Below are 26,769 nucleotides of genomic sequence, written 5' to 3' on the forward strand. Positions count from 1 at the left end.
AGGCCGTCCATGGACGACCCATATCGAGCAGGAAATGAGGGCCCGAATATACGGCCAGGAATGGGACCCATCCGAACGTCGTGGTCGATCGCCGACCGCCTGGCGCGGTTTGGGTTTTCTTTTTCGTAAGATTTTGTAAAGAAGCATGGCTAACGCAGGCGAAGCCATTGTTTTCCAATGGGAAGATGTGTTTCAAAATAGCCAAAACTGTAACATGCCGCAATATGATTGTGTAAGTCCTTGACCCTCCAAGGACTTGCCTGGCGCAGTCATGGGCGTCGATACGTCCCGCTTGCCTCAGACTCCGTGCCACATGCGTTTGGCGAGGTTTCGTTCTTCGTGCCCCGTGGCGTGGGTGTAGATCGCGGTCGTCTTGATGTCGGCATGGCCGAGCCAGCGCTGGACCATGTTCAGGGGCACGCCGGACTGCACGGCGTTGACGCCAAAGGCATGGCGCAAGCCTTTGGGGGTCGCATAGCTTCCCCGGATTCCAGCGGCTTGCATGACCTCGCATATGCGGCGATAGCCGGTCATCCGGCACCAGGGGAATAATCGTTCGGGCGGCAGCTGGCCCTTTTCCAGCCCATGGCGCAACTTGCTGATGATCGATCGTTTGACCGGGACCGATCGGAACATGACTTTATCCCTCTTCTTCAGGCATTTGATGACGATGCACTGTTGATGGAAGTCGATATTGCTTTCCTCCAGCGCCAGCGCTTCGGATATCCGGCATCCGGTATAAGCAACGATCAGGCAGAATATTTCTATCTCGGGAGGATAGCATCGCGTCAGCTTGATGAACGCTTGCAGCTCGTCCCGCGTCAGATACTTCCGTTGACCCTTCGCGTCGTACATCGACCAAGGCATGTTCGAAGCCTCTCCCCGGTTTGAAGGTCCCGAAGATAGCGGGATTATGGTTTGAATTCTGTTCAATGGCTGACGACCCGGTTGTTACAGTTTTGGCTATTGCGTCACCGGGCGGCGATCTGCGGCGGATCGCGACGACAGGGGGGGAAGGTGGCGCGACATTCCGACGACGGGCCATGGGAGGACCGCGAGGATACCGGGGCCGAGCGCGTGGCGCTGGCCGAGCGCGGCGATGAAGGGGCTATGCTGGCATGCCCGTCGGCATCGATGGCGCTGGTGTGGCAACCCGTCCGCGACGTGCGGCCGGGCGGCGCGATCCTGTATCACGAAGGGCTGGTGCGCTTCCCCGAGACCGATGGCTGGGACGCCGCGCCGCACGCGACTCTGGCGATGATCGAGCGTTGCGGCGGAAGCCTGTCCTTCGACCGGCTCATCGTCCGCCGCGTGATCGAAGCGCTGCGGTCCGATCCCGTCGCGGTCCTCGGCGTCAACCTGTCCGCCGCCAGTACCGATCCCGATGGCTGGAGCGATGTGGTGGCGATGCTGCGGAGCGATCGCACGATCGCGCACCGCCTGATCGTCGAGATCACCGAAACCGCGCCCTTTGCCGACATCGACAGGGCTGCCTCATTCTGCACGCAGCTCCAGGCCTGCGGCGTGCGCGTCGCGCTGGACGATTTCGGGGCGGGGCATTCGTCCGTCGCCACCGCGCTGGCGTTGCAGCCCGCGATCATCAAGATCGACGGCGCGTTCGTGCAGCAGGCCGGGGCGAGCGCCACCGGCGCGGCGCTGTTCCGGCATTTGGTCGGCATCGCCCGGTCGATCGGCGCCTTGACCATCGTCGAAGGGGTCGAGACCCGCGAACAGGCCGATATCGCCCAGGACGCGGGAAGCCTGTGGCAGCAGGGCTATTTCCATGGCAGGCCGATGCGGCTGCGCCCCGCCAGGACCCAGGCCGATTTCATCGCGTGGAGCGACCCCGCGCATCGCGCCGGGGCGGGACTGTTCACCCCCATCTCCTGGCGATGATGGCGGCGCGGCCGCTTCACGCACCCGAACAAGCAGCAGGCGCGTCGGCCGGTCGCGGCGTGACCGGCGCGGGGCTGGGCGACAGCGCTTCCCATTCCTCCACCGCCAGCCCCGCATGGCGGTCCCCCGCCCCCGACGCCTCCATCACCGCGCGCAGGCAGCGGGTGGTGACGGGGGCGAAACGCACTTGCTGGAATCGCTCCACCCCGGTCGGATAGGTCCCCGCGATCCGCCGCCAGCCCCCCTGCCCCCAATATTCCAGATGCCAGGCGGCGGGCGGGGCGACGCCTTCGTCCGAACCTGCGGGATGATCGGCGAAGAAGCGGATGCGCGCGCCGTTCAGCGTCACCGGCCGGGGCCAGCGATATTCGATCCAGGCGCTCGCCGGGTTCTGCTTCGTCCAGTTGCCCCACATATCGGGCGGCAGCGGACTTGCCCGCACCACGCCGTCGTTCAGCGCGGCGATCCAGTATTGCACCGGGCCGGGCGCGTTGGAGGCGGTGGCCCATGCGCTCAGTGCCCGGTTGCGCGTCGGCGGGGGCGGCGGGGCGGGCGCCCTGCTCGGCTTTACGGGGCGGATCGCGGGCGGCGAGACGCTGTCGTCCCACGCCATCGGATCGAGCGCGACCGAGCGGCGGAAATGCCCCCCGCCCTTCGCATCCGCGGTGTGATAGGCCAGATACCAGCGTCCCTTGAACGGGACGGCCCCCGCATGCGAGGTGGTCGACGTCACCGGGGGCAGCACCACCCCGCGATAGGTCCAGGGCCCCATCGGGCTCGGCGCCGAGGCATAGGCCTGGCACGCATGATAGAGCGTCGGCGTACAGGCGCTGCCCGGCCCGGTCGTGTTGGCGGCGTAGAGCAGATAATAGGTGCCGCGCCGCTTCATGATCCAGGGCGCCTCGAAGAAACCCGTTGCGCCGGTCACGACCTGCTCGGGGCCCTTGGGGGTGACCATGTCGGGGGCCAGCTCCATCGCGCGCAGCCGCCCGAACGTGCCCCAATAGATATAGATACGGCCGTCATCGTCGATCAGCACGGTCGGGTCGATATTCTGGATATCGTTGGCCACCGGCACCGTTTGCGAGATGATCGGGCCCGAGGGGTGCGCGTCGCGCCACGGCCCGGTCGGGCGGTCGGCCACCGCCACGCCGATCGCGAACCGATCCTTCGCCCCGCCGTCCCGCTGGAGCACCGGCGCGTAAAGATAGAAGCGCCCGTCCCGCCCCTTCACGATCTGCCCGGCATAGGCGCGGCCCGGCCCGGCCCAGGCGAAGACGCGCTCGGGCCGGGCGATGGCGGGATAGTGCCGCCACACGCCGCTGGCGGGGTCTTTCGTGGAGAGAAGCTGCCACTCGTTCATGATGAAGTCGTTGACGCCTTTGGGCGCCTCGTCGCGCCCCGCCAGGATCCACAGCGTGTCGCCATCGACCAGCGGCGCGGGGTCGGTGGAATAGTAACGCCCATCGGCCAGGATCGGATTGCCCCGGCTGTGAATGGTTTCGGGGGCGAGCTGGGCGGCGAGGAGGATCAGCGGGATCATGGCGGGCATAGTGGCCGAGCCCGTCGCGTCTGTCGATATAGTATACCTTCTTCCTTTTCCTCCCCTGCAAGGGGAGGTGGCAGTCCGCAGGACTGACGGAGGGGTGTCACTCCTTTCGAGAGCGGGACACCCCTCTTTTGCAGGGGAAAAACGGCTATCGATTCAGCATCGCCGCACTCGGACACCCCGCCGCCCCCGCGCCCGCGCCCGGCCGATAGACCAGCCGCACCCGGCTCGGTCCGGTGGGCACGCAGGCGGCCAGGTGATAGTCGCGCGCCAGCACCTCGCGCAGCACCGCGCGGGTCGCCGGGTTGCCGAAGGCGAAGCGCGGATAATCGTCGACGATCGCGCCGGGCCGCGCGGCCAGGATGCGGCGGACCTCGGCGACGGGATCGACGCCGATCGCGGCCGCGCTCGCCTCGTCCCGGGTGGCGAGATGGCCCGGAAACACCCATTTCGACGGCAGGCAGCTGTGCGTCAGCATGTAGAGCGCGGGATAGCCGTCATAGACATAGAGACAGCCGCGCGCCGGGGTCGCCGCATTGGCGACGGCCCGCGCCTCGGCCGCGCCGCCCTTGGTCCGCTCGCTGAGGTGCAGCACGATCTGCCCCGCCGCGCCGATCGCGAGCAGGAAGGCCGCGATCCCGGCGCGGCGCCAGCGGGCCAGCTCGGGCGCGGCGACCAGCGTGGCGGGCAGCACGATGGGCAGCGCATAATGCGGGCTGCCGAACCGGCCATAGAGCAGGACCGCCGCGCCCGCGACCGCCAGCCAGACGAGCAGCAGGCGAAAGCCCTCGCGCCGCTCCGCCGGGACATGGCGCCAGGGCCGCCCGAAACCGATCGCCAGCGCCAGCGGCGACAGGATGCCGACACAGGCGGCCAGCCCCTCCAGCTCGTCGGCCAGCGGCCGCGCCGCCTGTCCGCCGAGCGAGACGATATTGGCGAAGAGCCAGGCCTGCCCCTGCCCCATCGCGGCATAGCTGCCCAGGGCGACCAGCGTCGGCAACAGCGCCAGCGCAACCCAGACCAAGGCCATCCCCGCCAGCCGCCCCAGCGGCACCCGCTCACGCCAGCCCTGCCAGAGCAGGATGCAGCCGAACGCAAACCCCTCGGGCAGCACCGAATATTTGACCTGGAGCGCCAGCCCCACCGCCGCCATCGCGACCGCGCCGCAGGGAAACAGCCGCCCCCGCCCCTCGACCGCGCGCAGCACCGCGCTCGCGGCGACCAGCATCGGCGCATTGTAGAAGACGGGCGACTGGCCCCCTTCCCCCTCCATCAGGTTCAGCCAGAGGATATAGAGGATCGCCGCCACGACCGCCGCCCCCGGCCCCGCAAAGCCCCGCGCGATACGCTGGATACCGAAGGCGGTGGCGATGACGAAGCCGGTCGCGACCAGCTTATAGGCGAGGAACCCGTCCCCCCCGAGCCCCCGCGCCCCCGCATAGAGGAGGAACAGCCCGATCGGCTTGCGATCGAAGATATCGACATAGGGCATCGCGCCATGGAGCATCCGGTCGCCGACCAGCAGATAATATTGCTCGTCGAACCCGATCACCGGATTCCCGAACGTCCGCGCCCGCACCACCAGCGCGACCAGCGTCAGCAGCAGCAGGACCAAAGCCTGCCCCCGCCACCCGCTTTGCCCCTGTCCCTTGCTCATGAGACGCGCGGGTGGGTCGCTTTGCGGGCAAAGGCAAGGATAAAGAGGGTCATGTCGAACGGCCCCGCCCCCGTTTGACGAAGGAAAGGGCATCGATCAGCATCGCGCCATGTCATCCCTCCTCTCGCGATTGAGTCGCGCAGCGATGCGCAAGCCACGGTGGCGAACACCATGGAATATCGTCGCAACAGGACTGGCCTGGCTGTTGAGTCGGTTGTCAGGCTTGAGCCGATGGCCTCTGAACCGCCATGATTGTCTTGTCGCCGCTGCGTTTCTGGGCGCGGGCCTGGCGGTGGATATAGGGGGTTTGCGGTCCGAGAGGCGGTAGGCGTCAGCCTGCGGTGTATCGTTCCAACATCGGCGGTCGATGCAGACACTCGGAGAAGCGGAAAGGTCGGGTGGATAGAGGGGCTATGTCGGCCGCGTCGGCGTGCAGCGGGTTCATCAAAATTATGTCGGCTTCGGGCAGGACGGCGGACTGGACGGCAATTGCGAGCGACCGCCGCTGCTTTGCCCAGGCGTCGACGAAAGCGACCTTTGCCTCGCGGCTCAATGCGTGGGGAACCCGCTCGACATCACAATCGATGGTCGTCCAACCCAAAACGAAATCGTCGTCGGAGAATGCCGGGGTGGCCTGGACATAGCGCAGTGCTACCAAGACCGCTAATCCCGGCTCACTTGCGAAGTTGACCAATGGGATGCCGGGCGATGAATAGCGCCCACCCGATTTCGCCGCACCCGCCCCATCGAGGGCGACATATTCTGGTCGCGTAAGCCGCCATAGTTTCATTCCACCGCGTTTATCAGGCACGAAGCGGTTGCCTCAATACACCAGCCTTGCCGATCGGAAACGACGAACGAGACGCTGTGGGCGCTTCCAGAATCGATCGGAAAAGGAGAATGCGAGCGGCTCCTCAAAACCCGCGGCGGATAGGGAAATGCGAACTATCGACGCACGGTGATCGTCTGCGATATATGGAACATCCGGTATCGAGACGGGGGTTGAACGGGGAGCAAGGGGTATGATCTACTCGGGCTTTATCATGATGCCGGCGATCCCCGCGTAATTGTTCCAAAGCGCGTCAAGGCGCTTGGCTGGACGATCAATGTCGGCCATCAAAGGGGCCGATTGGCTCTTGCCGGTGTCGGCGTGGCGATCCTGATAGCTGCCGCCTTGCAGTATGGATGAAAGCACCTGCCGGGCAGAATCTAATCCCTGTAGGGATCGAATATCAGGAATGACCGAGTTGGGTGGTTAGCTGCCGATCCGGTAATCAATTCCCGCTTCGATCTCGCGCCAACGCCTGACAAGATTAAACGGCAACAGGATTAGTAATGCCCAAGGTGGCGTTAGCAAAAGGCCAAAAACGGCGGTAAAGCCGAAGAACGTTGCGGCATCGAAAACGCGGGTGTCCAAGACGGTAAAAACATTCGCAGCCAGTGAAAGCAAGAACGGTAACGCGGTCCATACTACCACGAGGGTGGTGCGTGCTTTTGACTTCGTCAGAAAGCCGAGGCCAATCCCTACTGTCACTGCGGCAGCGGCGAGGCCGACCAACGTCGAAATAGGCAATTCATCCCACACGGATCTAGATTAGTTTCATGCCGAAGTGCCTGCAACTGGGTGTTAGCGGAATGTGTGATCGTGGTGGGCTGCGGACGGGCGGCTTTGTGGCTGGATCATCGTCAAAGCTGCCGCTAATCTCATCTGATGGACTTTTCCGGTTTCATCGCACTTCCGCTCGCCGCGATAATTACTGCCTGCTGGATCGTTGGCGCGGCAGTTTTATCGAAGGATGATCCGGGCTTTCGGGCACCCTTTCTTCTGTCCTATGGCCTTAGCGTCATATTCATGGAGCCATGGAATATAGCGGCATGGCAAGACCTCGGCATGTTCGCGATTACGCTCGTGATGCTCGCGGTCCCGGTTGCGGCCGGATGTGTCATTGGTGGCATTCCAACTGCACTCATCGTGTCCGTAGCGGCAAAGTCGCGCCAGCGCTTCCGGCATTAAACGATCGGCAGCGTCTTGGAACGGCCATGCCGGCTTTCGGTGTCCGACTCGGGCCGCTTCCAGCCATTCTCGTTTGGGAATGGCCGCGCGGGACGGCGTTGCTCGATGGGCCTGAGCACGCCTGCCTCCGCCGCTGGCGTCTCGCAATCCGGTCCCAGTGGCTCTTTCCCGAAATGGTGCCGGATCGACAGGCAACGGGGCGCCGCTGCCCCCCTCATCGCAACGATGACGCGCAAAGTCAGTCCACGACCGCGATCAGCGCCATCAGCGCGAAGCCGAACCAGGGCATGACCCAGCGCGCCCTGCCGGATGTCGGGGCGCGGGCGCGATGGCGTTGCAGGCCGAAGTGCAGGAAGGTGCCCGCGCCCAGCGCCAGGATGGTCGGCTTGGCCAGGGGCCAGGCCTGTTCCTGCCGTATTGCCACCGCCCCCAGCGCGACGCCGAGCGGCAGGGCGGCGATGAACATGTTCTGCATCGTCAGGGCCCTGCGGCGGGAGAGCGGGCTTTCGGTGAGCACCTGCGCCAGCGAAAACGACGCCGCCCCCTTGTGCGCGATCAGCGCGAGGAACAGCGCCAGGACCGCGGCTTCGCGCGACGTGGCGCCCAGGGCCGCCCCGGCCAGGAAGCTGTGCGCCGCCAGCGCGATGGCGGCCGCGAGCGCGGGGACGGCGGAGCGGCCGCTGCCCAGGGCCAGATGCTCGAGCAGGGCAAGGCCCAGGATCGTCGCGCCGCAGATGACGAAGGGCCAGGGATAGCCGGTGCCATAAGCGGCATAGCCCTGCGCCGCGTCCGGCAGCATGTGGATCAGGCCCGCGCCCAGGAAGATACCGGCGGCCAGCGCGTCGCCCGTCGCGGCGATCGGCGACCCGTGCAACGGGCGGCTCGTGCGGAACCAGGGTATCGCCGCGACCACCGCCACGACGACCAATGTCCCGGTCAGCAGGATCAGGAGAAGCTCCCGGTTCAAGCTGTCACGCCTCCCATCGCCCGTGCCCATCATGGATCGATGGCGATGTGATGGTGTATCATTGGGGGTCGGTCAACATGGCCCGCATCGGACCGCCGCCCCCTCATAACGAATACGTCACGACAGGGTATCGTTTTTCCCGCCAGTCATGCTATCGGCCGGAAATATGGGCGGGCTTTCGGTGGATCCTCTGCGGCGATCGGGGTGGACGGCGTTTTGCGCGTCCTGACCTTCCTTCACAGTTTCGAGCCGGGCGGGGTCGAGCGGATCGCGTTGCGGCTCGTCCGGCGCTGGCGCGATAGCGGCATCGATGCGCCGCTGTTCCTGGGGCGGACCGACGGCGCGATGGCGCGGGATGTCGGGGCGGGGCTGGACTTCGTCACGCCCCGGCGCCGCTGGCCGGGCATCGCGCATTGGGAGACGATCTGGATGGTCGCCACCCTGCCGCGCGCGGTGCGGGCGATGCGGCCGGACATGCTGTTCTGCGCGGGCAATACCTATGCCTTTGTCGCGGTGATGCTGAAGCTGATCCTGGGGCGCGACTGCCCGCCGATCGTCGCCAAGATCAGCAACAATCTCGACCGCACCGACGCGTCCTGGTTCTACCGATTCTTCTACCGCATCTGGCTGCGCATCCAGGGGCTGGCGATCGACCATTTCGTCGGCATGGAAAAGCCGATGCGCGCCGAGATCGTGCAATGCGTCGGCGTGTCGCCCGCCCGCGTCGCGATCATCCCCGACCCGGCGCTGTCCGAGGCGCAGATCATGGCGCTTCGGACGCCGGTGGCCGCGCGGCCGCCTGTGGCGGGGCGGCGCTTCGTCACCATCGCGCGGCTCGCGCCGCAGAAGAACCTGGCGCTGATGCTGCGCGGCTTCGCGGCGGGCAGCGATCCCGCCGACACGCTGACCCTGTTCGGCGAGGGGCCCGAGCGGCCCGCGCTGGAGGCGCTGGCGGCCACGCTCGGCGTCGCGGACCGGGTCGATTTTCGCGGCTATGTCACCGATCCGGCGGGGCGGCTGGGGGCGTATGACATGCTGCTGCTGTCCTCCGACTATGAAGGCGTGCCCGCGGTGATCCTGGAGGGGCTGGCCGCCAATATCGGCATCATCGCCACCGATTGCAGCCGGTCGATGGCCGCGCTGTTGCAGCAGGGGACGCTCGGGACGCTGGTGCCGGTCGGCGACGCGGCGGGCTTTGCCGCGGCGATCGCACAGGCCCGGCCGGGGGCGCAGGACGCGCACCGCACGCTGCACCAGGCGCGGCGCTTCGCCATCGAACAGGGCGCGGACCATTATCTGCGCGTGATGCACAGCGTCCTGCGGCGTCGCGCCGCGCCCGCCCCGCTCTGCGGCGAACCGGTCCTGCCGCTCCTGTAAGTGGCTTCGATCAGGGGGGAATTCCGGATCGGGCGAGAGGCCCCGCCGGATAAGTCAACCCTCCCGAAAAATTCGCCTTAATTGTGACATCATCGCCACAGTATGAATAACCCATCACGTCAGCGATGGGAGTGGCTGGACGATGTTCTACAAGGGGAGCGCGCGGCCCGGGTGTCGCGCGGGATGGTCGACGATCGCGCTGGCCTGGGGCCTGGCGACACCGCTCCAGGCGCAGACCGCGCCGCCCCCCGCCGCCACCGACATCCCCCCGCCCGAAGTCACCGTCACCGGCAAGCGCATCCCCGGCTCGGTCGTCGGCGCGGTCGAGCCGGTCGCGGTCCTCGATGCGCAGGCGCTCGACGCGCTGGGGGTCAGCAGCCTGAGCGACCTGCTAAAGAAGGTGAAGGCGCTGGCCAGTTCGTCGGGCGGGGGCGATCCGGTCATGCTGCTCAACGGGCGGCGCGTGTCGGGCTTTTCCGAATTCCAGTCGCTGCCCTATGAGGCGATCGAGAAGGTCGAGGTGCTGCCCGAGCAGGAGGCGGCGCGCTTCGGCTATCCGCCCAATGTCCGGGTGATGAACTTCATTACCAAGAAGAAATTCCGCGCGGTCACCGTCCATGTGCTGCCCGGCATCACCACCGAGGGCGGGGGCGGCACCCAATATACCGAAGTTACCTCCGCCCGGATCGACGGGCCGCGCCGCCTGACCTTCAACGTGTCGCATCTGCGCCAGGACCCGGTGCTCCAGAGCCAGCGCGCCATCGTCCCCGATCCCGAGACGCTCTATGCGACGACCGGCAATGTCACGGGCGTCAATGGCGCCAGCCTGGACCCCCGGCTCGATACGCTGGCGGGGCGGGCGGTGACGGTGGCGGGGGTGCCGGTCGATCCGGCCGCGCGGGGGTCGCTGGCCGCCTATGCGAACAGCCCGGCCGGGGTCACCGACCTGGGCCCCTATCGCACGCTCCAGCCGCTGAGCGACACCATCCATAGCGAGGCCAGCCTGGCCGCGCCGCTCGGCAAGACCATGTCGGGCTCGCTGATCCTGTCGATGGAGGCGGTCCAGACCAAGGGGCTCAACGGGCTGGCCCCCGCCCTGCTGCGCGTGCCGGGCGGCGCGGGGAATTTTCCCTTTGCCAACGACACGCTCCTCTATCGCTATCTGCCCGGCAGCGTGCTGCACCAGCGGACGACCAGCATGGCGCTGCATGGCGGGGGCACGCTGACCGGCGATGTCCGCCGCTGGAGCTGGGCGATCACCGGCAATTACGACCGGATGGTGTCGCGCGGCACCTCGGAGACGGGGGTGCCGCTGGGCGCGCTCCAAGCGTCGATCGATGCCGGGGGCGATCCGATGGCGGCGATCGATCCCGCCCTCGCCGCTGAGCGCAACCTCAACCGCAGCCGCGCGGTGTCGGACACGCTGGGGGTCAAGGCGACCGCCAACGGTCCGGTCGCCCACCTGCCCGCGGGCGAGGCGATGCTGACCGTCACCACCGACTATGCGCGGGTCGACAGCGATGCGCGCACCAATCTGGCGCTGCCCGCCGACGGCATCGGGCGCACCACGCGCGGGGCCAGCGTCAATGCCAGCGTGCCGCTCGCCTCGGCGCGCGAGGGCTCGCTGGGCTTTCTGGGCGAATTGCAGCTCAGCGGCATGGCGGGCGTATCGCAGGTGTCGGGCTTCGGGCGGCTCGGCACCTCCAATCTGGGGCTGAACTGGACGCCGTTCCGCCCCGTGCAGCTGGGCGCCTCGGTCAATGTCGCGCAGGCCGCGCCCGCCGTGACCCAGCTGGTCGCGCCGGTCGTGGCGACGCCCAACACGCCCTTTTTCGATTTCGTCACCGGGCGCAGCACGCTGGTCACCACGATCATGGGCGGCAATCCGAACCTGGCCCCCGAAAAGCGGCGGGTGACGACGCTGGGCCTGGCGGTGCAGCCGATCAAGGACAAGGAGATCCGGCTCAGCCTGGACTATCTCGACACGCGGATCGACAACCAGGCCGCCTCGCTGGGCGGGGCGACCCCGGCGTTCCAGCGCGTCTTTCCCGACCTGTTCGCGCGCGACGCGCTGGGCGCGCTGACCCGCGTCGACCTGCGCCCGGTCAATCTGGCGTTCGAGCGGGAGCGCAAGCTGCGGCTGACCTTCGACGTGCAGACCCAGCTGGGCAAGAGCCCCCCGCCCCCCGCCGCACCCCCCGCCCCGGATGCCGGCAAGACCGCGCCCCCGCCGCGCCCGCGCAAGCAGCCCGGTTTCCTGATGGTGTCGGCGACGACCAGCTACCGGCTGGAGGACCGGCTGACCCTGCGCGACGGCGGGCCGGTGCTCGACCTGCTCGACGGGGCGACGCTGAACGGCACGGGCGGGCGGCCGCGCTGGGATGTCGAGCTGAACGCCCATGTCTCGAAGGGGGTCGCCAATCTGGGCGTGTTCGGCCGCATCCAGGGCCCGACCCGCATCCGCAGCGACATCGCCGCCTCGGACCTGCATTTCTCGGGGCGGACCTGGCTGGTCCTCTACAGCTTCATCAAGGTCGAGAGGATCATCGACAAGCCCTGGGCCAAGGGGCTGAACGTCAGCATGGCGGTCGAGAATCTGCTCAACGACCGGATCAACGTCACCGACCGCGACGGCCAGACCCCCAACCGCTTCCAGCCCGCCTATCTCGACCCGATCGGCCGCTCGATCCGGATCGGGGTGCGGAAATTGTTCTGAGGGGGGCGAGGTGGGGCGATGTGCGCATCGAGTGGACGTCGGTCGAACGAACCTCTACATCTGGCGTTGGAGGATCGATATGCGCGTGAACACCAGCACTTCGATGCGGCTGGCCCGCCGGGTCAAGAACCGCTTCGGCACATGGCAGGCCGTGCGCCAGGCGTCGCGCATCGAGAACGGCGTCTATGTCGTGCGCTCCGCTGGGACCGAAAGAGATGAGAAGGACGGGTCAGGCACCTTGACGGCCTGAATGCCGTGGCATTCAGCTATTCTCTCTTCCTCGTACTTTTGCTGATATTTCCAGGGCTTTGCTTCTGGGCGGGCTGGAGAGCCGGTGAGCGCACCGATTTTCTGAGCCCCTCTCCCGATCGACCCAATTCGACGGTGACGCTGTTCATCGTCGTTTTCGGGACGATCGCCGGACATTTGCTCGGAACGGGCGCCTTCGCCGCGCAGTCGGCCTGGTGCCGCTGGACCGCTCGATGCTTCGATGTCGGTTTCGATCCGAACGTCTATCGGGCCTTGCTGGGCGGCGCTTCGGGCGCACGCCGCGCATCCGACTTCGCGCTCGAAGCCTGGCTTTTGGCCATGCTGCTCATCGGCCTGGCGACGGGAGCCTTGGCGCAGTGGATGGCCCAGCGCGAGGCCGTCACCGACAAAACCGATCCGATCGCATTCGGCTGGCTCAACCCGGTCGTTCAAGCCGTCAAGCGCGGCGACTCGTTCGTCGTCGCCTATGTCCTGACCAAAACCGGCCATGACGGTTTTATCGTGGCCTATGAAGGCACGGTGCAGCAGCTGGCGCTTGACGAGGACCAGTCCATCAAGCTGGTCGTCCTTAACGACGTCGATCGCTTTCTGGTCAAGATTTCCGAAACCGGGGTGGACCGCGTCGACAGCAGTTCGAGCCCGATCACGCAGTTGCAGGTGACCGCCGCAGAAATAGCCAATATCGCGCTGGAAGTCGTCCAGGCCCCGCCTGGCGATGTCGCCGCAGTCGCACGCGAGGTGGCGACGGAGCGCGCCTGAGGCGTGCCCGCGTCTCCAACCCGACATTCCTGAACGCCAGAGAACAACCGCGTTCAGCCTCGCGAAGCACGGCGCGTGATACATCCGTGCCATGCCCGGTGATGGGCATGGAGGGACCAGTCATGAAGGTGACGCGTATCATTGTCGCCGGCCTCGCGATCGCAACGCTGGGCTTCAGTGCAAATGCCAGTGCGCAGGAATGGGGACCGCCCCCGCCTCCGCCGCCTCCCGGCTGGGGTCCCCCGCCGCCCCCACCCCCACCCCCGCCCCCTCCGCCGCCTCCGCATTGGGGTGGCTATGACGGGGGCTATGGCTGGCGCGATGCGGGCTATGGCTACCGGCCCTATCGGCCGTATCGCCCCTATCGTCGCTGCTGGACCGAATATCGCGGCTGGGAGCGGGTGCGGATCTGCCGGTGATGGAATTCCTCCCCTGCAAGGGGAGGGGGACCATGCGCAGCATGGTGGAGGGGTGTCCCGCTCGCGAGAGGGTGACACCCCTCCGTCAGGCCTTCGGCCTGCCACCTCCCCTTGCAGGGGAGGAATGGGGAGCGATCAGTCCGAGCCGAAGATATCCCGCGTGAACAGCTTGCCCGCGACATCGGCCAGTTCGGGGTCGTTGCGATTGGCGATGATGACGTCGCAATCGGCCTTGAACGCGGCCAGGTCGCGCACCACCCGCGAGCCGAAGAACGCGTCTTCGTGCAGGGACGGCTCGTAGACCACGACCTCGATCCCCTTGGCCTTGATCCGCTTCATGATCCCCTGGATCGAGGATTGGCGGAAATTGTCCGACCCCGCCTTCATCGTCAGGCGGAAGATGCCGACGCGGCCGGGCTTCCTGGCGATGATCTGGTCGGCCAGGAAATCCTTGCGGGTGCGGTTGGCGTCGACGATCGCGCGGATCAGGTTCTGCGGCACGCTGGTATAATTGGCCAGCAGCTGCTTGGTGTCCTTGGGCAGGCAATAGCCGCCATAGCCGAAGCTGGGATTGTTGTAGTGCGTGCCGATGCGCGGGTCGAGGCCGACGCCCTCGATGATCTGGCGCGTGTCCATGTCGCCCGCGATCGCATAGCTGTCGAGTTCGTTGAAGAAGGCGACGCGCATCGCGAGATAGGTGTTGGCGAACAGCTTGATCGCCTCGGCCTCGCGGGTGCCGGTGAACAGGACCGGGATGTCGGCCTTTTCCGCGCCCTGGACCAGCAGCTCGGCGAAGATCCGCGCCCGCTCCGACTGTTCGCCGACGATGATCCGCGACGGGTGGAGATTGTCGTGCAGCGCGCGCCCCTCGCGCAGGAATTCGGGGCTGAAGATCACCTGTGTCGTATCCAGCCGCGCGCGGACATCGTCGACGAAGCCGACCGGGATGGTCGACTTGACCACCACGGTCGCTTGCGGCGCATGGGTCTTGGCCAGGGTGATGACCGCCTCGACCGAGTGGGTGTTGAAGCTGTTGGTGTCGATGTCGTAATTGGTCGGCGTCGCGACGATGACGTAATCGGCGCCCGCCAGCGCCTCGGCCGCATCGGTCGTGGCGGACAGGTCCAGGTCGCGGCCGGTCAGGAAGTCCTGCAACTCGGCATCGATGATCGGCGAGGTCCGCGCATTCACCATCGCGACCCGCTCGGCCGAGATGTCGACCGCGACGACCCGGTTGTGCTGGGCCAGCAGCACGGCGTTGGACAGTCCGACATAGCCCAGGCCGAAAACGGCAATCTTCATTTCAACATCCCCAGACGGGGCGGGCCATCGGTCCGTCCGTCAGCTTGCGTTGCACCTTGTCCCGCGTGCCATGCATGAGCGGTCCCGCAATCGCAAATGCCGTGGCGAAGGAATGCGCCCCCCTTTCCTCCCCTGCAAGGGGAGGTGGCAGGCCGGGGGCCTGACGGAGGGGTGTCACCACTCGCGAGAATGGGCGCGATCACGACTGGGGTCACCCCTCCACCATGCTGCGCCCTCCCTACAACCCCAGCGCCTTCCGCACCTTGTCCCAGCCGACATATTTGAAATTCTGGGTATCGGGCGCATTGTCGCCGTCCTGCGCGACGAACAGGCCTTTGGGGTAAGCGGGGCCGAAATCGCCCAGCGCCAGCTCGATCCCGTCGGTGTCGCTGGTCCCGTCGATCGCCCCTCCGCCGATGCGGAAGCGCCCGGCATAGATCACGCCGGGCAGGCGATAGAGCGTATAGGCATTGTCGCCCTGGCTGGAGACGACCAGATAGCCGCCCTTGGCCCCCCGTGGCGCCAGCGCCAGCCCCTCGGCATCGGCGACCAGGGTGCGGTCGTCGACCCGCGCGATCGGGGTGGCGGTGCCGGGCGCGGCGGGGTCGGCCGCGAAGCGCCACAGCCCGACATCCTCCTCCGCCACATAGAGCAGCCCGGTCCGGTCATCGACCACGCACCCCTCGGCCTGGCTGCCCAGCTTCATGCTGCGCACGGTCTCGACGCGCGGGGCCGCGCCGGACAGGTCGATGCGGACCTGGTCGATCCGCCCGTCCTTCAGCACGACAAAGCCGAACAGCGCCTTGTCGCTGGCGCGGGTCCACAGGCACATGCCATAGGCCTCGCCCGCCCCCACCGGATAGCGGCCCATCGGCACCAGCCGACGCGCCACGGTGTCGAGGGTGAACAGCGCGACATGCGCCTGCGCCTTGTCCGCGCGGTCGCTGGCCGCGACGATCACCCGCCCCCCCGTCTCGCGCAGATCGACATTGTTCAGCCGCGCGGCCGGGGTGAAGGACAGCCGCCTGCCCGCCAGGTCATAGACATGGATGCCCGCCTGCTTGTCGGTGCCGATCACCAGGCTCGCGGCCGGATTGGCGGCGTTGCGCCAGATGGCGGGATCGTCGGCCGCATCGGAGGTGCTGTCGACCGGATCGGTCTCGGCGCTGGCCGCCACGGTCGGCGCGGCGATCGGCGTCGCGGCGGGCACGCCGGCACACCCGGCGAGCAGCAGCGCCGTCAGCGCCGCCCTCACAGCTTCACCCGCAGGCCACCGAACACGGTGTAGCCGAACTTCTCATATTCATAGGTCCGGTAACGCTGCCCGAAATAGCGGACGCCCGGCGTGTTGGTCAGGTTCTTGCCCTCGGCGAACAGGTTGATGCCGCGTGCCAGCTGCACGCTGCCCGTCACGTCGAGCTGGCCGCGCCCTTCCCAATACAGGTCGAGCGCGGGATTGTCGGCGTTGATCTCGTCCAGATAGTCGCTGCGCTTGGTATAGGCGACGCGCAAATTCACCGGCCCGCGCTCGTAGAAGACGCTGGCATTCCACATATGCGTCGACTGGCCCGGCAGCGCGAAGCGGCTGCGCCCGGCATAGCTCCCGTCGAAGCGTGCGCTCCCCTTGGTATAGGTGTAATTGGCGAACACGCCCAGCCCGCCCAGCACGCCGGGCAGGAAGCTCAGCTGCTGCTGCCAGTTCAGCTCGACGCCGTACAGCTCGCCACGCCGCGCATTGACCGGACGGCTGAGGATCGCGCCGCCCACGCCGTTGTAAAAGCCCGTGCTGGTCAGCGTGTAGCGATAGTCGGACAGGTCCTTGTAGAAGCCGTTGACCGAGATCACCCCCAGCGGCCGGATGTAATATTCCAGGCCCGCATCGACATTGTTCGACAAGGTCGGCTTCAGGTCGGGATTGCCGAACTCGACCCGCACCGTATTGCCCTCGGTCGTCTCCAGCACGCGCGGCGCGATCTGCGGGAAATTGGGGCGGTTGATCGCGCGGCTGAGGGCGGTGCGCAGGATCAGGTTGGGGGTGAAGGCCTGGCGCAGCGTCAGGTTCGGAAAGACATCGGCATAGCCATTATGCCCCCGCGCGGTCGTCACCGCGCCGGTGCGCGAGACGCTGGGCGCGCTGCTCTCGAAATCGGTGGTCTCGACGCGCAGCCCCGCGATCAGGGTCGTGCCGTCCTTGACGTATTTGGCCATGCCGAACAGGCCGAGGATCTTCTCCTCGGCGGTATAGTCGGCGGTCAGCGATTGCGGCAGGCGACGCTCGGACGCCGCCTTGGTCGCGTCGAAATAGGCATCGACCAGCCCGGTGTCGAAGCGCTGGCCCAGGCCATAGCCGAAATTACGCGACTCCTGGTCGGACAACAGCCCCGCCAGGCTCTGGCTCGGCGCGGCGGACGAACGGCGATCGCGGAACCGCTCCTCATCGGCGTTGATATGCCGCGCGCGATATTTGCCCCCGGTCGAGAAGGTCACGAGATCGCCGACCGGCAGGTCGGAGCGGACGGCGACGGTGAATTCGTCATTCTTCGTCGTGTTCGACCGATAGGCATTTTCGCGGAAGCTATAGGTGCCGAGCTGGAGATGCTCCTTCGAGGTGAACAGCGAATAGCCGGGCAGGTCGGAATCGCTGAAGTCATAGGACAAGGTCGGCCGCAGCGAGGAGCGGAACAGCAGTTCGTCGCGACGCGGATAGGTCTGCGAGCTCTCGCTATAGGCCACGTCCGCACGGATCGTGCCCTCGCCCAGCCGCTGCTCAATCCCGGCGGTCGCCGACCAGATCTCGTTCACCTGTTTGCGGTGGCGGACCTGCTTTTCGATGCGGGTGTTGCGGTAGGTCGCGGCGCGGTCGGTCGATCCCGACTGGAGCGTGCCCTCGCTCCACAATATGCCGATACGGTCGCGATATTCGTCATCCTCGAACCGGGCATAGGTGCCGCGCACCCAGCCATGGGTCAGGTCCGAGGGGCGCCATTCGAACGCGCCGGTGCCCGCGATACGCTGGCGCTTGGTGTCGTAATCCTTAAACAGCGTCTCGGTGACGCGCAAGCCGGCGGGCGTCTGGCTCCAGGTGTTCTCGACATTGTCGGGCTGGCGATGGGTCATCGAATAGCTGCCCGAGAGCAGCAGGCCAAACTGGCGATCCGGGCCGAAGGTGTCGCTGACCGCGGCCGACCCGCGATAGTCGCTACCCTTGCCATATTGGTTGTAGCTGGCCCCCGCCATGCCGGTCAGCGCAAAGCCCTTGCGGTCGAAGGGCGAGCGGGTGGTGATGTTGACTGCGCCCGCGATCGAATCCGCATCCTGATAGGGGAGCAGCGACTTGGTCACTTCGAGGTTCGCGACGATGTCCGAGGGCAGCGTGTCGAGGTCGACGGCGCGCGTCGTCGGGTCGACCGAGGGGATCTGGATGCCGTCGACCGAGACGGCGGACCATTCGCTCGGCGCGCCGCGCACATTGATATAGCGGCCCTCGCCCTGGTCGCGCTCGATGCCGACGCCGGGCGCGCGCTGGAGCGCCTCGGCGATGTTGGGATCGGGGAAGCGGCCGATCGCGTCCGACGAGATGATGGTGACGGTGTTGTCGGCGGTCCGCTGCTGGTTGAGCGCGCGCGCGGTATTGTCGAGCAGCGAGGCGCCGGTGACGACGACCTCATGGTCCGGGCCAGCGGCGGGCGGCATGGTCAGCACCACCGGGCGACCGCGATCGGCCGCGGGTACGACATGGGTCACCGACGCGCGGCCGAGATAGTCGATGCGCAGCGTGACGTCGCCCGCCTCGTCGGGGGTGACGATGCTGAACGCGCCCTGGAGATTGGTGGTCGCCTGCGCCTCCGTCCCCTCGACGGTGACGCGCGCGCCGGGCAGCGCGACGCCGGTCGCGTCATAGAGGCGGCCCGACAGGATCGGCCCCGACGCAGGAACGCCCGCCGGCGCTCCGCCAGGAGCTTTGGCCAGAACGGGCGAGGCGGCAAAGCCCAATGCGATGAGCGAGGCCCCCGCGAAACCGCGGATGCCGAAACGGATGGCGTGCATGATGCTTCCCCTGGGCGCTTGGTCGTGCCGACACCCCCCGGCGCCGGTCGTTCCCGCCCCCGTGGCGGGGGTTTGTTACGAAGCGATGTGACAGCGATGACGATTGGGTGACGCGGGCGTCACGCAATCGTTTTTCGAGGCGAAGGGCGGCCCGGCACAGGCTGATCCGAAAAGGGATAAGGCGGCCATTCGGCATCTGGACCGCCGCCCTCGACGCGATAGCATGGCCCGATGCGTATTCTCGTCACGGGTGGGGCCGGTTTCATCGGGTCGGCGCTGGTCCGCCATCTGATCCGGAATAGCGGCCATGAGTTGCTCGTCCTCGACGCGCTCACCTATGCGGGCACGCTGACGGCGCTGGCCCCCGTGGCGGCGGATCCGCGCTATCGCTTCGTCCGGGCGGATGTGCGCGACGGGGCGGCGGTCGCCGGGGCGATCCGGGCGTTTCGCCCCGACATCATCACCCATCTGGCGGCCGAGAGCCATGTCGACCGCTCGATCGACGGCCCCGCCGCCTTTATCGACACGAACGTCACCGGCACCTTCACCCTGCTGGAAGCGGCCTGCGCCTATTGGCGGGGCTTGCCGCTGCCCGAACGGGCGATGTTCCGCTTCCACCATATCTCGACCGACGAGGTGTTCGGTTCGCTGGGCGAGACGGGCCGGTTCACCGAGGCCACCGCCTATGACCCGCGCTCGCCCTATTCGGCCAGCAAGGCGGCATCGGACCACCTCGTCAGCGCCTGGGGCCATACCTATGGCCTGCCGGTGATCGTGACCAACTGCTCGAACAATTACGGTCCCTATCACTTCCCCGAAAAGATGATCCCGCTGATGATCGTCAAGGCGCTCGCCGGAGAGACGCTGCCCGTCTATGGGCGCGGCGAGAATGTGCGCGACTGGCTGTTCGTCGAGGATCATGTCCGCGCGCTCCAGGCCGTGTTCGAGCGCGGCACGCCGGGGCGGCGCTACAATATCGGGGGCGATGCCGAGCGGCGGAACATCGATGTGGTGCGCACGCTCTGCGCGCTCCTCGACCGCCTGCATCCGCGAGCCGACGGGGCGTCCTATGCCGCGCAGATCGGCTTCGTCGCCGACCGCCCCGGCCATGACCGGCGCTATGCGATCGATGCGACGCGCATCCGCACCGAGCTGGGCTGGACGCCGCAGGAGAGCTTCGAGAGCGGACTGGAAAAGACGGTGCGCTGGTATCTCGCCAACGAACCCTGGTGGCGCCCGATCCTGTCCGAACGCGCGGCCGACCAGCGACGCGGGCTGGCCGGATCACCCAACCCGATCTTCAATGCCTTGTGATAGGATGCGCGTCATGAAAGGCATCATCCTGGCGGGCGGCACCGGTAGTCGGCTTCATCCGGCGACGCTGGTCGTCAACAAGCAGCTGCTGCCGGTCTATGACAAGCCGATGATCTATTATCCGCTGTCGGCGCTGATGCTCGCCGGTATCCGCGAGATCCTGATCATCTCCGGCCCCGACAGCCTGCCGCATTACCGCACCCTGTTCGGCGACGGCAGCGCGCTGGGCCTGCGCATCGCCTATGCCGAGCAGCCACGGCCCGAGGGGCTGCCCCAGGCGTTCACGATCGCGCGCGACTGGCTGGCCGGAGAGGCCGCCATGCTGGTGCTGGGGGACAATATCTTCTTCGGCAACGGGCTGGGGCCGATGCTGCGCCGCGCGGTCGCCGATGTGCGGGCCAGGGGCGGGGCGACGGTCTTTTCCTACCGGGTCGAGGATCCGGAGCGTTACGGCGTCATCGCCTTCGACGAAGCGGGGCGCGCCATATCGATCGAGGAAAAGCCCGAGCGGCCACGGTCGCGCTTCGCCATGACCGGCCTCTACCTCTTCGACGCGGCGGTATGCGACCATGCCGCCACCCTGACCCCCTCGGCGCGCGGCGAACTGGAGATCACCGACCTGGCGCGCCGCTATATGGAGGCGGGGACGCTGCGTATCGAAGCGATGGGACGCGGCTTCGCCTGGCTCGACACCGGCACGCATGACAGCCTGCTCGAAGCGGCGGAGTTCGTCCGCACGATCCAGCGTCGCCAGGGCATCCAGATCGCCTGCCTCGAGGAGATCGCCTATCTTCAGGGGTTCATCCCGCGCGAGCAGGCCGAGGCGCGGGGGCAGGCGCTGGCCAGGACCGCCTATGGCCGCGCGATCCTGAGCGCGATCGAGGACGCCCCCGCCCCGCTGCCGTTCGGCGAGCGGCGCCAGGGGGACAGGCGGCAGGGCTGAGCCCTCACCCCCGCGTCAGGTACAGCGCGCGCAGCTTCGCAATCTGGCTCGCCCCCAAACCCAGCTCGTCCTTGAGATACCCCATCGTCCCGCCCGGATGGCGGTCGGTCACCGCGAACACCGCGTCGATATAGCGGCGGTCGACCCCGGCGAAGGCGCGCGCCGCCTCGGGCGAGAGTTTCGCCCAGAAGCCGGTCGGGTGGGCGGGCGGCGGGGCCATGTGCTGGTTGGAGAGGAGGTAATCCTCGACGATCGTCGCCCTCGGCACGCCCAGCGCGGTCAGCAGCAGCGCGGCCGCGACGCCGGTGCGGTCCTTGCCCGCCGTGCAGTGAAAGGCCAGCGGCACGTCGCCCGCCAGCAGCTCGGCGAACATGCGGGCATACTGGCCGCGAAACTGGTCGAGCAGCTTCGGATAGGTCGCGGTCATCGCCGTGACCACCTGCTCATGCGTCCAGGTCGACGGATCGCCGGGCAACATCATGCCGCTCATGTCGAGCGCGTAATCGTCGCTCAGCGCCTTGGGCTTGCGGCCCGCGGGCCAGAGCGTCGGCTCGCCCGCCCGCTCGCGCGTGTCGCGAAAGTCGCAGACGGTGCGGATGCCCAGCCTTTGCAGATAGGCATGATCCGCCGGGGTCAGGTCGTGCATCTGCCCCGAGCGATAGAGCAGCCCCCATTTGACCGTCCGGCCATCACTGGTGCGATAGCCGCCCAGATCGCGGAAATTGCGGCCGCCCTGAAGCGGCAGCACGCGGTGGTGCACCGCCCCCGCCACCGGGGCGGGCGCCGAAGCCCCCAGCCCCGCCGGGACCGCCAGCAGCATCGCCAGGGCGACCGCGCGGCGCATCAGAACTTCACCGTCGCTTCCAGCCCATAGGTGCGCGCCTCGTTGAAGAAGCCCGACACGCCGGTCGCGGTGTTCAGCGTCTTGTAGAACAGATGCTGCTCGTTCAGCAGGTTGCGCGCCCAGGCCGACACGCTCAGCCGCGCGCCGGTGTCGTTCAGCGCGATGTCGGTCACGCCGATCCGGCCGTTGACGATGAAGCCCGGATCGCCCTTGGGCTGGTTCACCCCCGGCGCGGGGTCGTTGTAATTGGCATAGAAGCCGCTGTCGTAATTGGCGTCGAGATGCGCGACCAGGCTGTAATCGCCCATCTGCCGCTCATAATCGATCGCGCCGCTGGCGGCATGCGCGGGGGTATAGACCGGATAGATCTTGATCGGCGTGGCGACGACCGTGCCGTTCACCCCCTGCGGGAAGGGGTTCACCGTCGCCGGGATGGTCAGGTCGTTATAGGAATAGCTGGCGGTCAGCGTCAGGCCCGCCATCGGCGCCACGGTCAGCTCCGCCTCGATCCCCTTGGCGCGGCCGGTGCCGGGCGCATTGGTCGTCTCGATCGTGGTGCGGGTGGTCTCCAGCAGCTTGCCGTTCGCATCGAACTGCAGGTAATTGGCCTGGAAGTCGATCTGGATCGACTTGTACGCACCGGTATAGGCGGCCAGGTTCAGCCGGACGCGGCGGTCGAGGAACTCGCTCTTGGCGCCGATCTCGAACATCGACAGCGTTTCCGGGTTGAACGGCGCATAGGTCAGCGAGCGCGAATTGGCGCCGCCCGACTTATACCCCTCCGACCATTTGCCATAGACATGCACCGCGTCGGTCACGTCATAGGCCAGCGTCACCAGCGGATCGACCCGCGACCAGGCCGCGTCCAGCGCGCGCGGCGCGACCACGCCGTTGACGCTGGGGGTCTTGCCGTTGACGATGAACAGCTCGCCCCGCTTCATGTCGCGGGTATAGCGCGCGCCTGCGGTCAGGTGCAGCCGGTCGTCGGCGATTCCCGGAGTCCAGGTCGCCTGGCCGAACGCGCCGATGCTGCGCGTCGTGATCCGGCTGGCGCGGTCATAGGGGACGGTGGCGATATTATAGGTGGCGACCGTGGCGGCGGTGCCGTCGGCGTTCCACACCATCGAGTTGAACGCCTGGGCATTGTCCTCGGTATGTTCGCGATAGGCCATCGCGCCCAGGACATATTTCAGGCGCGGCGTGTCGCCGATCAGCTGGATTTCCTGGCTGAACTGGTTCTGCGCGAACCCGGCCAGGCTGTAGCGGCTGAACGCGCCGTTCGGCTTGTAGGTCGAGCTGTTCTGCCCGCCATTGTCATACTGGCTCTGGTTCAGTTCGCGATAGGCGGTGATCGACTTGAGCTGGAGCCCCGGCGCGATGTCCAGGCCCAGGGTCAGGCGGTGGCCATGGGTGCGGCCGATGCTCTCCTGCTGCGGCACGCCGATGCTGGCGGTGCGGACGCGGTCGGGCTGGAGCGGCAAGGCGGGCGCGCGGGCCAGCGTTCCGGCCGTGATCGCCTGGAGATAGAGCGGGGTCGAGGCGTCATAGGAGGTGTCGAAGGCATAGTCGGCGCTGACGCCGCTTTCGGGCTTCCACAGCACCTCGACATGCGCGCCGTGCCGGTCGAAGCCGTTGAAGTCCGACTGGCCGGGCAGCGGGTTGGCGACCAGGCCGTCGCGCCTGGTGACGATGCCGTCCAGCTTGACGCTGAAATTGTGCCATTCGGGCAGGTTGAGATGCGCCTCGGCCTTGTGGCTGCCGAAATTGCCGATGCCCGCGGTCGCGGTCAGGCCGAACTGGCCGGTGGGCTTCCTGGTCACGATGCTGACCGCGCCGCCCTCGGTATTGCGGCCGAACAGCGTGCCCTGCGGACCTTTGAGCACCTCGATGCTCTCGATATCGTAGAGCGCGGTGCCCAGCCCCTGGGCGCGGCCCAGATACACGCCGTCGATATAGACGCCCACGCCCTGGTCGCGCGCGGGCTGGTTGCTGTCGGCCAGCACGCCGATGCCGCGGATGTTCATGATGAGCGCCGAGTTGCGCGAATAGAAGGGCGCGACGCGAAGCGACGGGATCGCGCCGTCCTGCAGGTCGACCAGCGACTGGACGTGGCGGTTCTGGAGATCCTCGGCGGACAGAACCGAGATGGCGATCGGGGTCTTCTGCAGGCTCTGGGGGCGCTTCTCGGCGGTGACGATGACCTCGTTGAGCGAACCGTCGGCATTGGTCTTCTGGTCGTCGGGCGCGGCGGTCTTGGCCGGTTCGGGATCAGCCGCAAAGGCGGGCGTGGCAAGCAGAAGAGCCAGCGCGCTGGACGCAAAGAGCCGCCCCGCGAAACGCAGGTTGAACGAGGTCATGATATGGATTCCCCCCAAAGGATTATGCGGCCGTCCCTTGGTACCGGATCATTGCGGGATGATGACGTTTTGCGGGGATGCTGCGGTTTTTATGATGACAATGGTGTCATCTGGAGGACTGGTGAGGGGGGCGGGTCAATCCTACGCCGAGCCCGGCAACCCGAGAATATCGCTGCGATCCATGCCGTCCATCGGCAACGTCGCCTTCAGAACAGGCGGTCGAGGTCGCGCACGCCTTCGACAACCGCAACGATCTCGACCTGATCGGCGTCGGCGTCATGCTCGTAGAGGATCAGATAGCGCCCATGAACGAGCGTGCGGGCGCCTGGTCGGATGTCGTCGCGGGACGTGCCGATGCCGGGGAAATCCCGCAACCTTTCGATCTTGGCGTCCAGCGCCAGCAGCAGCCTGTCGGCAGCATGGTCGTCATCCCGCGCGATATAGGTCCAGATCCGTTTGAAATCCTCGCGGGCGCGACGCGATAGGACGATCGCGGTCATCTCAGCCCGCAGCGTCGGCTTCGCCTCGGGCTTCTGCGATAATCGCCTTCATGTCGAGTGGACCGGCAATACCGCTGGTCTTGCCCTTGTCCCATGCGTCGCGCAGCAGCCGCAATTCCTCCGCACGAAAGGCCCGGCGCTCGTTCCACAGGCGCATCGCATCGCGCACCACTTCGCTCGCCGACGCATATTCCCCCGCCGCGATGGCGGCATGGATCGTCTCCGCCATCGGCTCGGGGACCACGACGGTCATTCTGGCATATTCACCCATCGTAGAACTCGCATCCATCGATGCCGTTCATAATAATTCATACCGGCAGAGCCTGCAAGGATATCGCCTGCCCGCTCTGTGAGGAACAAGGGGTGGAGCAACATGGCCCGCTCCACCCCCGGTCGATCAGAAGCGCAGGCGCAGGCCCGCCGCGATCGTTTCCTGATGATCGTCGCGGCCGGTCTGCGCGCTGCCGGTCGCATAGAGGTCGATCCCGTTCGCAAAGCGATAGGCGACCCCGCCCGTGGCCGTGCCGACCAGCGGCGCGCGTGCGGCGCCCAGCGCGACCAGGCCCAGGCCGCCCCCGGCATAGCCGCCCAGCGCGACCGCGCGGTTGCCCTCGATCTGGTAGCGCGCGCCCAGCGTCACGAACGGGCGGAACGGCGCGTCCGACGCATCGCTGCGCCCGACCGTGATCCCGGCATCGGCAAAGCCCGCGACCAGATCGCGCCGCGCGACGATGAGCGCGAAGGGGCTGCCCCCCGTCTCGCCCACGCCCGCCCGGCGGGTGCGCAGATAGGTGATCCCGGCGCGCGGGGTCAGCGCCCAGCCCTCCGGCATCTTGGCGGCATAATGGACCGACAGGTCGCTGGTCCATGTGTGCAGGCCATAGCGGCCGAAGCCCGAGGCCGTGCCCGGCAGCGCGCGGGAGGTCCGCGCCTGCGCACCGTCATAGACGATCGACGCGCCGAAGCCGAAGCCGTTCGGCATCGCATAGCGGCCGTGCACGCCCGCGACCACGCCATCGGCCCTGGTCGAGGCGGCGAGCGGGGCGATCGACTGACGCGTGTCGAGCCAGCCGCCGAACGCGCCGATCATCCACTGGCGATCGCCGTAACCGACCCCACCCAGGAAGCCATAGCCGCGCGTCTGCGCCGTGCTGGTCCCTTGGGCCCGGTCGGCGCCCAGCGTGTGCCACTGGCCGAGCGTCTGGGCGAAGGTGAAGACGCCGGCATCCTCACGCGTGGTGGCGAAGGCGGGCCCGCGCGCCGCCTGGACCAGTCCCAGCGCATTGTCGACGCCGATCTGCGATGCCGAGGCATAGGCCTCCGGCGTGATCTGCGCGAAGCCACGCGGATTGGATGCGCCCGAGGCGGTCAGCAGCGACGGGAGCGCGGCGAACAGCGTGCTGGTCGCGGGCTGCTTGGCCAGGGTTGCATTGGCATAGTCGATGCTGCGCGCCACCTGCGGGCTGAAGGCGGCATCGCCCAGGAACTGGCCGAGCAGCTGGATGCGGTCGGCACGCTGGACGATGAAGCCGAACAGGTCGGCGGGCTTCAGGACATTGGCATAGCTGCCCGAAATCCCGCCGCTGGCGACGATCAGGTCATAGGAGGTGCCGGGGCGCAGCGCGCCGCTGGAGACGATCTGCAACGTCGATCCGCTGCCGATGGTCATCGCGCCGTTGACGATCAGCTTGTCCGACACGGTCGGGGTCAGCTCGAAATAGGATAGCGAGCCGCTGGCCAGCGTGACGTTGCCGTTGACCGTCATCATGCCGGGCGACGCGCCGGGGCTCAAGGTCCCCGCGACCGTCACATTGCCGTTGACCGTCCCCGCCGAACCG

The 26,769-nt window shown here is 67.2% G+C and carries 21 protein-coding genes and 1 pseudogene; 8 read left to right on the plus strand and 14 right to left on the minus strand.

All coding sequences use genetic code 11. The annotated features are described in order from the left end of the window. Window positions 1–297 precede the first annotated feature (297 nt). Window positions 298–855: a site-specific integrase gene (locus QE385_RS18985; RefSeq protein ID WP_307104925.1), complete on the minus strand. Its 558-nt coding sequence runs from the start codon at window positions 853–855 to the stop codon at window positions 298–300. Between the two features lie 162 nt (window positions 856–1,017). Here QE385_RS18985 and QE385_RS18990 point away from each other — a divergent pair, with 162 nt between their 5' ends. After that, window positions 1,018–1,896: an EAL domain-containing protein gene (locus QE385_RS18990; RefSeq protein WP_307104927.1), complete on the plus strand. Its 879-nt coding sequence runs from the start codon at window positions 1,018–1,020 to the stop codon at window positions 1,894–1,896. A 16-nt stretch (window positions 1,897–1,912) separates the two neighbouring features. On the opposite strand, the gene QE385_RS18995 is transcribed toward QE385_RS18990, so the two are convergent. From QE385_RS18995 to QE385_RS19005, 3 genes are all read right to left on the minus strand, one after another. Further along, window positions 1,913–3,448, minus strand: coding sequence for a family 43 glycosylhydrolase (locus tag QE385_RS18995; protein ID WP_307104929.1), 1,536 nt, complete (start codon window positions 3,446–3,448; stop codon window positions 1,913–1,915). 145 nt (window positions 3,449–3,593) lie between these two features. Beyond that, window positions 3,594–5,102 (minus strand): hypothetical protein, encoded by a 1,509-nt coding sequence (locus QE385_RS19000; RefSeq protein ID WP_307104931.1) that lies wholly within the window; start codon window positions 5,100–5,102, stop codon window positions 3,594–3,596. Between the two features lie 331 nt (window positions 5,103–5,433). Beyond that, window positions 5,434–5,913, minus strand: coding sequence for an RES family NAD+ phosphorylase (locus tag QE385_RS19005; protein WP_307104933.1), 480 nt, complete (start codon window positions 5,911–5,913; stop codon window positions 5,434–5,436). Window positions 5,914–6,165: 252 nt separating this feature from the next. On the opposite strand from QE385_RS19005, the pseudogene QE385_RS19920 reads away from it, so the two are divergent. After that, window positions 6,166–6,291 (plus strand): annotated as a pseudogene (locus QE385_RS19920) (hypothetical protein); the annotation flags it as partial. 66 nt (window positions 6,292–6,357) lie between these two features. On the opposite strand, the gene QE385_RS19010 reads toward QE385_RS19920, so the two are convergent. Beyond that, the gene (locus QE385_RS19010; RefSeq protein WP_307104936.1) at window positions 6,358–6,687 is read right to left on the minus strand and encodes a hypothetical protein; all 330 of its coding nucleotides are present in this window, start codon (window positions 6,685–6,687) and stop codon (window positions 6,358–6,360) included. 667 nt (window positions 6,688–7,354) lie between these two features. Next, complete coding sequence (locus QE385_RS19015; RefSeq protein WP_307104938.1) at window positions 7,355–8,083, minus strand: ZIP family metal transporter; 729 nt, start codon at window positions 8,081–8,083, stop codon at window positions 7,355–7,357. A 216-nt stretch (window positions 8,084–8,299) separates the two neighbouring features. On the opposite strand from QE385_RS19015, the gene QE385_RS19020 reads away from it, so the two are divergent. The 4 genes from QE385_RS19020 to QE385_RS19035 all read left to right on the plus strand — a co-directional run bounded on the left by QE385_RS19020 (window position 8,300) and on the right by QE385_RS19035 (window position 13,205). Further along, window positions 8,300–9,460, plus strand: coding sequence for a glycosyltransferase (locus QE385_RS19020; protein WP_307104941.1), 1,161 nt, complete (start codon window positions 8,300–8,302; stop codon window positions 9,458–9,460). A gap of 142 nt (window positions 9,461–9,602) precedes the next feature. After that, on the plus strand, window positions 9,603–12,176 hold the full coding sequence (locus QE385_RS19025; RefSeq protein ID WP_307104943.1) for a TonB-dependent receptor domain-containing protein: 2,574 nt from the start codon (window positions 9,603–9,605) through the stop codon (window positions 12,174–12,176). A 79-nt stretch (window positions 12,177–12,255) separates the two neighbouring features. Then, entirely contained in the window at window positions 12,256–12,426 is a 171-nt protein-coding gene (locus tag QE385_RS19030) for a hypothetical protein (RefSeq protein WP_161797748.1), read from the plus strand. 134 nt (window positions 12,427–12,560) lie between these two features. Next, window positions 12,561–13,205 carry a hypothetical protein gene (locus tag QE385_RS19035; RefSeq protein WP_307104947.1) on the plus strand — a complete coding sequence of 215 codons (645 nt, stop codon included), beginning with the start codon at window positions 12,561–12,563 and terminating at the stop codon, window positions 13,203–13,205. Between the two features lie 554 nt (window positions 13,206–13,759). Here the strand turns inward: QE385_RS19035 and QE385_RS19040 are convergent. The 3 genes from QE385_RS19040 to QE385_RS19050 form a co-directional block, all read right to left on the minus strand. Further along, window positions 13,760–14,926: a nucleotide sugar dehydrogenase gene (locus tag QE385_RS19040; RefSeq protein WP_307104949.1), complete on the minus strand. Its 1,167-nt coding sequence runs from the start codon at window positions 14,924–14,926 to the stop codon at window positions 13,760–13,762. Between the two features lie 238 nt (window positions 14,927–15,164). Continuing rightward, window positions 15,165–16,181, minus strand: coding sequence for a phytase (locus QE385_RS19045; protein WP_307104950.1), 1,017 nt, complete (start codon window positions 16,179–16,181; stop codon window positions 15,165–15,167). Then, window positions 16,178–18,973 (minus strand): TonB-dependent receptor, encoded by a 2,796-nt coding sequence (locus tag QE385_RS19050; RefSeq protein WP_307104952.1) that lies wholly within the window; start codon window positions 18,971–18,973, stop codon window positions 16,178–16,180. The genes QE385_RS19045 and QE385_RS19050 overlap by 4 nt, the downstream gene beginning before the upstream one ends. 231 nt (window positions 18,974–19,204) lie before the next feature. Between QE385_RS19050 and rfbB the strand changes: the two genes are divergently transcribed. Continuing rightward, window positions 19,205–20,287: a dTDP-glucose 4,6-dehydratase gene (rfbB, locus tag QE385_RS19055; protein WP_307104955.1), complete on the plus strand. Its 1,083-nt coding sequence runs from the start codon at window positions 19,205–19,207 to the stop codon at window positions 20,285–20,287. Window positions 20,288–20,300: 13 nt separating this feature from the next. Then, a complete protein-coding gene (rfbA, locus tag QE385_RS19060) occupies window positions 20,301–21,230 on the plus strand; it encodes a glucose-1-phosphate thymidylyltransferase RfbA (RefSeq protein ID WP_307104957.1) in 930 nt (309 codons plus the stop codon). A 4-nt stretch (window positions 21,231–21,234) separates the two neighbouring features. Here rfbA and QE385_RS19065 read toward each other — a convergent pair whose 3' ends face one another. From QE385_RS19065 to QE385_RS19085, 5 genes are all read right to left on the minus strand, one after another. Next, the gene (locus tag QE385_RS19065; RefSeq protein WP_307104959.1) at window positions 21,235–22,074 is read right to left on the minus strand and encodes a tyrosine-protein phosphatase; all 840 of its coding nucleotides are present in this window, start codon (window positions 22,072–22,074) and stop codon (window positions 21,235–21,237) included. After that, window positions 22,074–24,431, minus strand: a complete 2,358-nt coding sequence (locus QE385_RS19070; protein WP_307104961.1) for a TonB-dependent receptor — start codon at window positions 24,429–24,431, stop codon at window positions 22,074–22,076. The genes QE385_RS19065 and QE385_RS19070 overlap by 1 nt, the downstream gene beginning before the upstream one ends. Before the next feature lie 206 nt (window positions 24,432–24,637). Next, window positions 24,638–24,931: a type II toxin-antitoxin system RelE/ParE family toxin gene (locus QE385_RS19075; RefSeq protein ID WP_307104963.1), complete on the minus strand. Its 294-nt coding sequence runs from the start codon at window positions 24,929–24,931 to the stop codon at window positions 24,638–24,640. Between the two features lies 1 nt (window position 24,932). Then, window positions 24,933–25,184 (minus strand): type II toxin-antitoxin system ParD family antitoxin, encoded by a 252-nt coding sequence (locus tag QE385_RS19080; RefSeq protein WP_307104965.1) that lies wholly within the window; start codon window positions 25,182–25,184, stop codon window positions 24,933–24,935. A gap of 144 nt (window positions 25,185–25,328) precedes the next feature. Beyond that, a partial coding sequence (locus tag QE385_RS19085) for an autotransporter outer membrane beta-barrel domain-containing protein (protein ID WP_307104967.1) occupies window positions 25,329–26,769 on the minus strand: 1,441 nt, incomplete at its 5' end.

Origin of the sequence: Sphingomonas sp. SORGH_AS_0950, assembly GCF_030818415.1 — a bacterium.
Classification (GTDB): Bacteria; Pseudomonadota; Alphaproteobacteria; order Sphingomonadales; family Sphingomonadaceae; genus Sphingomonas.

Excerpts from the sequence above, each read along its gene's own strand:
- QE385_RS18985 (WP_307104925.1), bottom strand. The coding sequence starts at position 855 with ATGTACGACGCGAAGGGTCAACGGAAGTATCTGACGCGGGACGAGCTG.
- QE385_RS18995 (WP_307104929.1), bottom strand. The coding sequence starts at position 3,448 with ATGCCCGCCATGATCCCGCTGATCCTCCTCGCCGCCCAGCTCGCCCCC.
- QE385_RS19000 (WP_307104931.1), bottom strand. The coding sequence starts at position 5,102 with ATGAGCAAGGGACAGGGGCAAAGCGGGTGGCGGGGGCAGGCTTTGGTC.
- QE385_RS19025 (WP_307104943.1), top strand. The coding sequence starts at position 9,603 with ATGTTCTACAAGGGGAGCGCGCGGCCCGGGTGTCGCGCGGGATGGTCG.
- QE385_RS19030 (WP_161797748.1), top strand. The coding sequence starts at position 12,256 with ATGCGCGTGAACACCAGCACTTCGATGCGGCTGGCCCGCCGGGTCAAG.
- QE385_RS19040 (WP_307104949.1), bottom strand. The coding sequence starts at position 14,926 with ATGAAGATTGCCGTTTTCGGCCTGGGCTATGTCGGACTGTCCAACGCC.
- QE385_RS19050 (WP_307104952.1), bottom strand. The coding sequence starts at position 18,973 with ATGCACGCCATCCGTTTCGGCATCCGCGGTTTCGCGGGGGCCTCGCTC.
- rfbB (WP_307104955.1), top strand. The coding sequence starts at position 19,205 with ATGCGTATTCTCGTCACGGGTGGGGCCGGTTTCATCGGGTCGGCGCTG.
- rfbA (WP_307104957.1), top strand. The coding sequence starts at position 20,301 with ATGAAAGGCATCATCCTGGCGGGCGGCACCGGTAGTCGGCTTCATCCG.
- QE385_RS19065 (WP_307104959.1), bottom strand. The coding sequence starts at position 22,074 with ATGCGCCGCGCGGTCGCCCTGGCGATGCTGCTGGCGGTCCCGGCGGGG.
- QE385_RS19070 (WP_307104961.1), bottom strand. The coding sequence starts at position 24,431 with ATGACCTCGTTCAACCTGCGTTTCGCGGGGCGGCTCTTTGCGTCCAGC.
- QE385_RS19075 (WP_307104963.1), bottom strand. The coding sequence starts at position 24,931 with ATGACCGCGATCGTCCTATCGCGTCGCGCCCGCGAGGATTTCAAACGG.
- QE385_RS19080 (WP_307104965.1), bottom strand. The coding sequence starts at position 25,184 with ATGACCGTCGTGGTCCCCGAGCCGATGGCGGAGACGATCCATGCCGCC.